6 protein-coding genes are annotated in these 6,103 nt (G+C 69.6%); 3 read left to right on the top strand and 3 right to left on the bottom strand.

Annotation, left to right across the window (positions count from 1 at the left end; translation table 11 throughout):
* On the top strand, positions 1-223 hold a 223-nt coding region (locus ACWIDW_RS05790), incomplete at its 5' end, for an LPXTG cell wall anchor domain-containing protein (RefSeq protein ID WP_454123685.1).
* 473 nt (positions 224-696) lie between these two features.
* Here the strand turns inward: ACWIDW_RS05790 and ACWIDW_RS05785 are convergent.
* The gene (locus ACWIDW_RS05785) at positions 697-1,173 is read right to left on the bottom strand and encodes a hypothetical protein (RefSeq protein ID WP_454123684.1); all 477 of its coding nucleotides are present in this window, start codon (positions 1,171-1,173) and stop codon (positions 697-699) included.
* 297 nt (positions 1,174-1,470) lie between these two features.
* Between ACWIDW_RS05785 and mgtE the strand changes: the two genes are divergently transcribed.
* Positions 1,471-2,826 carry a magnesium transporter gene (gene mgtE, locus ACWIDW_RS05780; RefSeq protein ID WP_454123683.1) on the top strand — a complete coding sequence of 452 codons (1,356 nt, stop codon included), beginning with the start codon at positions 1,471-1,473 and terminating at the stop codon, positions 2,824-2,826.
* A 42-nt stretch (positions 2,827-2,868) separates the two neighbouring features.
* A complete protein-coding gene (locus tag ACWIDW_RS05775) occupies positions 2,869-4,452 on the top strand; it encodes a cation:proton antiporter domain-containing protein (protein ID WP_454123682.1) in 1,584 nt (527 codons plus the stop codon).
* Between the two features lie 198 nt (positions 4,453-4,650).
* On the opposite strand, the gene ACWIDW_RS05770 is transcribed toward ACWIDW_RS05775, so the two are convergent.
* Positions 4,651-5,115, bottom strand: a complete 465-nt coding sequence (locus ACWIDW_RS05770; RefSeq protein ID WP_454123681.1) for a heat shock protein transcriptional repressor HspR — start codon at positions 5,113-5,115, stop codon at positions 4,651-4,653.
* 2 nt (positions 5,116-5,117) lie between these two features.
* On the bottom strand, positions 5,118-6,101 hold the full coding sequence (locus ACWIDW_RS05765) for a DnaJ C-terminal domain-containing protein (RefSeq protein WP_454123680.1): 984 nt from the start codon (positions 6,099-6,101) through the stop codon (positions 5,118-5,120).
* Positions 6,102-6,103 lie beyond the last annotated feature (2 nt).

Raw genomic sequence — 6,103 nt, 5'->3', positions numbered from 1 at the left:
CGCGAACGGCTGGACCCTCGCCGACGACAACCGCACGGCGACCACCACGATCACCTTCGACACCCCCGACTGCGACAAGCCCGTCGCACCGGTGACCCTGCCGTCGAATCCGTCGCTGGCTGCGACCGGTGCAGTACCGCCGTTCATCCCCGCGATCGTGGGGCTGCTTCTGCTGATCGTCGGTGGCGCTTCGCTGCTCATCACCCGGAGGAACGCTCACTGAGTTCATCCACAGCGATCTGTGAGGGCTGCTGACCTTCACTGAAGCGATGAATCGCTCCCCGCGCTGGCCGTCGCGGGGAGCGATTCATGGTCTGCGCGGCGAACAACCGTCCCACGCTCAGAAGGTCTTCAAGGCTCTTCCTTCAGGCATCCAGAGCGACATCCCCTGGGCGTTTCAGGGCGCCGAGGTCGCGCGCCTGTGGCCGGCATCGATCCTGACGACGGGGTCAGGCTGCTGGACGAGTTGCCGGCGTTCGTCACGCCACGAGCGCTGCTCGGCCTCTCTGCCGGAGAGAGCGAGCCGGCAGCATCCGTTCCGGGCCACCCGAGAACGCGGGCGGGCGATGAATGAGCGCGGAGGTGAACCTCGCGCAGCCTCGCCAGGGAACTGGTCGAGGTCGCGGCGAGCTGACGAGAACGGCCCGCCCCCACTGCGGGAGACGGACCGTTCAGTGCCGATCGGGCAGGGCCGGATCAGCCGTTGCAGATCTTGCCGAGCTCGGTGCTCGCGTCGGAGACCTTCTTGACGGTGTCGTTGACCTTCGTCATGGCGTCGCTCGCCTGCGAGGGGTCGGCCGAGACCTCGCCGATGATGGTCGAGAACTCGCCGTACGCCGAGACGAATTCGTTGTAGACGGGCGAGACCTTCTCGTTGGTGATCTTCTCGCCGAGCGCCTCGAACTCCTTCTGCACGTCTGCGAGCGCGGCGGCGGCAGCTTCCGGGTCGGTGGTCGCCGACGCCGAGAGCTCCTGCGCCTTGTTGCTGATCTTGGTGCCCTCGTCGACGAACAGCTTGCAGGCGTCGGCGACGCTCTGGCTGCTGGCGGCCGGCTTGTCGTCGGTCTTCTGGCCGCTGCTGCTGTCAGCCGCCGGAGCGCCCGAGCACCCAGAGAGGCCGACGGCGAGGGCGACAGCGGTGATGAACAGGATGGGCTTGGACGCGGTGCGCATGGATTCTCCTCCGGTGACAGGCCGACGGCCCGCCTTGCGCAGCCCCCCGACTACGAAAACCCTATTGCACCCGGCCCTACGGCGGGGATCCACAGCTGACGCCGGGTACGATCGGTGGGTACGTCTCCACGAGCACCAGGAAGCGAGGTGGTTCACCATGTCGAGTGACAGTCATAGTCGCAGACACGTCACACCCTCCGCTTCCGCACCGCTCGGCTGAGCGGCGTCGTCTGCTGCGACGCACGCCCTTCGCTCCGGCGAAGTTTGCTCCGTGCGGTGCCTTCCTAAGGCACGCTCATGACTCCCCTCCAGCTTCAGACCGTCTCGGACGCCGCCGACGACATCCGCCGCCTCATCGCCCAGGGCGACCTGCCCGGCGCATCCGCGAGGCTGACGCCGCTGACCGTTCCCGAGGTCGTCGAGCTCATCGACCGGCTGGGCATCGAAGACGCCGCCATCGTCTATCGGCTGCTCGCGAAGGCGCGAGCGCTGGACGTGTTCGAGGCGCTCTCCCCCGGCACCCGGGGCGACCTGGTGCGCGCCCTGCGCCGGGCCGAGGTGACGACGCTGTTCGCCGAGATGGACCCCGACGACCGGGTGTGGCTGCTCGACGAGCTGCCGGCATCCGTCGCTCCGCAGCTGCTGCGCGGCCTGACCCGGCAGGAGCGCGATCTGACCGCGGGGATGCTCGGCTATCCGCAGCACTCGGTCGGCAGGCGGATGAGCCCCGAGTTCGTCACCACCCACCCCCGCCTCACGGTGCGCGACACGTTCGCGCGCATCCGCGCCGCCCTCGACAGCGCGGAGACCGTGTACACGCTCCCGGTCACCGACGCGCGTCGGGTGGTCGGGATCGTGAGTCTGCGGGATCTGATGTCGGCCGACGAGGATGCCGTGATCGCCGACGTCATGAGCGAACCGCACGTCGCCGAGGTCACGGAGGATGCCGAGATCGCCGCGCGCCGCGCCACCGACTACGGCCTGCTCGCCCTGCCGGTCGTGGACGGCGATCAGCGGATCGTCGGCATCCTCACGATCGACGACGCGGCCCGCATCCTGAAGCAGGAGGAGAGCGAGGATGCCGCCCGCCAGGGCGGTGTCGAGCCGCTGCGCCGCTCGTACCTGTCGACCCCGATCCGCCGGCTCGTGCGCTCGCGCGTGGTGTGGCTGCTCGTGCTCGCCGTCGGCGCGACCCTGACCGTGCAGGTGCTCGACGCGTTCGAGGCGACCCTCGCGCAGATGACCGTGCTGGCGCTGTTCGTGCCACTGCTGATCGGCACCGGGGGCAACACGGGCAATCAGGCCGCGACGACGGTCACGCGCTCGCTGGCGCTCGGCGAGATCACGCCACGCGATGTGCGCAAGGTGCTCTCGCGCGAGGTGCGGGTGGGGTTCAGCCTCGGTCTGCTGCTGGGTGTGCTGGGCTTCACGCTGACCGGTGTGATCTACGACTGGCACGTCGGTCTGGTGATCGGGCTCACGCTCACCGCGGTCTGCACCGTGGCTGCGTCGATCGGCGGCATCATGCCGCTCGCCGCGCGCGCCATCAAGGTCGACCCGGCGGTCTTCTCGAACCCGTTCATCACGACGTTCGTCGACGCGACGGGCCTGATCATCTACTTCCTGATCGCGAAGGCCGTGCTCGGCATCTGACCGCTACTCTCGGGATCAGTGCACCGGCGCGAAGGAGCGAGCATGGAGCAGATCGTCCTGACCCTCCTCACCGCTGCCGCACTGGGCACGCTGGCGCATCTGCTGCGGATCCCGCCGCTGGTGGGCTTTCTCGCGGCGGGATTCCTGCTCGGCGCACTCGGCGTGCAGCCGTTCACCGGCCTCGAGATGCTCGCTGACATCGGCGTGATGCTGCTGCTGTTCAGCATCGGACTGAAGTTCGACCTGCGATCGCTGCTGCGCCCGGAGACGTACGGCACCGCCACGATCCATCTGGTCGTGCTGTCGGCGATCGGGATGGGCACGGTGGGGCTTCTGGCGACGCTGGCGCTCGGCTCGCTCGAGGGCGGCTGGCGTGAAGCGGCGGTGATCGGCTTCGCACTGTCGTTCTCGTCGACCGTGCTGTGCGTGAAGGTGCTCGAAGAGCGCTCCGACGACGGATCCTTCTACGGGCAGACGGCGATCGCCGTGCTGGTGACCCAGGATCTCATCGCCGTGGCCTTCGTCACCGCGACCGCCGAGCGTCGGCCGAGCCTGTGGGCTTTCGCGCTCGTGCTGCTCGTGCCCGCGATGTGGCTGCTGCGCCGGGTTCTCGACCGTGTCGGCCACGGTGAGCTGCTCGTGCTCTTCGGCGCCGCGACCGCGCTCGGGCCCGGATACCTCGCGTTCAGCGCCGTCGGTCTCGAGGGCGACCTCGGCGCCCTGATCGTGGGACTGCTGCTGTCGTCGCACCGCCGCGCCGTCGAGCTGTCGAAGTCGCTGTTCGGGGTCAAGGAGCTCTTCCTCGTCGGCTTCTTCCTCCTGATCGGGATGAGTTCGAGTCCGAGCTGGGCGGACGTGCTCATCGCCCTCGTCCTCTGCGCGGTGCTGCTGCCGCTCACCTTCGCCGGCTTCGTGGTCCTCGGCAGGCTGTTCGGCCTGCGCAACCGCACGACGATCCGGATGAGTCTCGTGCTCAGCAACTTCTCGGAGTTCTCGATCATCGTCGCCGCGGTCGGCGTCGCGAACGGGCTCGTGTCGGAGCAGTGGATGACCGTCGTGGCGGTCGCGGTGCCGCTGAGCATGGTGATCTCGTCGATCACGAACACGCAGGGTCTCGACCTCACCACCCGTCTCACCGAGCGTCTGCCCGAGCAGGATGTGCGTCGGCTGCGCCCGGCGGACCGCCCCATCGACACCAGCGACGCGGATGTGGTCGTGCTCGGGATGGGACGAGTCGGCCGAGCCGCCTACACGCACTTCGTCGAAGCCGGCGGCCTGCGGCCGCTCGGCGTGGACAACGACCACCTCGTGGTGCAGAGGCTGGAGGAGGACGGGTTCGACGTCGTCGAAGGCGACGCCACCGATCACGAGTTCTGGACGCGCATGGTCGCCGGCGGGTTCGTGCGCACCGTGGTGCTCGCCATGCCGATACACAACTCGAACATGTTCGCGCTCGCCCAGCTGCGTGCGGCGGGATTCGACGGCCGGGTCTCGGCCGTCGCCCAGCATCCGGATCAGCTCGAGCATCTCTCCGGCGAGGGCGTGGGAGCCGTGGTCAACGTCTACGCCGGCGCAGGCGCCGCGCTCGCAGAAGCCACGCTGGCTCTGCCCCTCGACGACGCCTGAGGCGGGACGATGCCGGCATCCGGCGCGGTCGGGTGGGCCCATATGGTCGCCTCGCGCGAGGGGATGCCGCCATTTGGGACCAGCTGGCAGGTACGCCGCCCGGTCCGGCGCGTCGGGTGGGCCCATGTGGCCGCCTCGCGCGAGGGGATGCCGCCATATGGGACCAGCCGGCAGGTACGCGCCGGCCCGGCGACGCCGTCAGCGCCTGGAATCGGCCGCGTCGGAGGCGGAGGCGCCGTCCGCCTCGACGGCGGCGCGGCGCGGATGCCACAGCACGACCTCGGTCGAGCGGCGGATGCGCCGGCCCGACGGCAGGGTGACGACCTGTCCGGATGCCCCGGCCGCGAACACGCGCACACCGGGGCGGTTCTCGCGCTCGGCGCGCAGAGCACCCTCGAGCTCCGTGACGCGGCGGCGCAGCATCCGCACCTCGTCCTCCAGATCGAGCAGCCGGGCGATGGCCGGCAGGCTCATCCCCTCGCTCGAGAGCTGGGCGACCTCGCGGAGCTGCTCGATGTCGCGCATCGAGTAGCGCCGCGAGCCGCCGCGGGTGCGGCCGGGCACCACCAGACCGATGCGGTCGTACTGCCGCAGGGTCTGAGGGTGCATTCCGGCCAGCTCCGCAGCGACCGCGATCGCGAAGACGGGCGAATCGGCGTCCATGGTCAGGCCTTCGCCTTGGCCATCATCTCGGCCCGCGGGTTCTCCTTGGGGCCGAGCTCGTGGAAGCGCTCCAGCGCCTCCCTGGCGGCGTCGTCGAGGTGCGAGGGCACCACGACCTGGAGCTCCGCGAGCAGGTCGCCGGTGCCCTTCGAGCTCTTCACGCCGCGCCCCTTGACGCGCAGCACGCGCCCGGACGGGGTGCCCGGAGCGACGCGGAGCTTGACCACGTCGCCGCCGAGTGTGGGCACCTCGATGGTCGCGCCGAGCGTCGCCTCGGTGAACGTCACCGGCACCGTGAGGCGCAGATTCAGTCCATCGCGGGTGAAGACCGGATGCGGACGCACCTTCACCTGCACGACGATGTCACCGGGCTCGCCGCCGTCGGGCGACGGGCGACCGCGGCCGCGCAGACGGATCTTCTGCCCGTCCTTCACGCCCGCGGGCACCTTGACCTTGAACGGCTTGCCGTCGCCGGCCTGCAGGGTGATGGTGTCGCCCTGCACCGCGGTGACGAAGTCGAGCGTGGTCGTGGCCGTGAGATCGGCGCCCTTCTGCGGGCCGCCGAAGCCGCGGTACCCGCCGGTGGGCTGACCGAAACGGCCGGAGCCGAACGAGCCGCCGCCCTGCGAGAACATCGAGAAGATGTCGTCGAAGTCGGCCTGGCTCGCTCGTCCTCCCTGCCCGAACCGGCTGAACACGTCTTCGAAGCCGCCGGCACCGCCGGCACCGGGCGCGGTGAACCGCGCGCCCGAGCCCATGGCGCGGATCTCGTCGTACTCGCGGCGCTGCTCGGCGTCGCTGAGCACGCTGTACGCCTCGCTGATCTCCTTGAACTTCGCCTCGGCCGCGGCATCCCCCTGATTGGAGTCGGGGTGATACTTGCGGGCGAGCTTGCGATAGGTCTTCTTCAGATCGGCGTCCGAGACGTCCTTCGAGACGCCGAGCGTCTTGTAGAAGTCCTTGTCGAACCAGTCCTGGCTAGCCATCG

The sequence above is a fragment of the Microbacterium sp. NPDC055312 genome (assembly GCF_053645675.1).
This window is presented reverse-complemented; position numbering and strand designations above follow the sequence as displayed.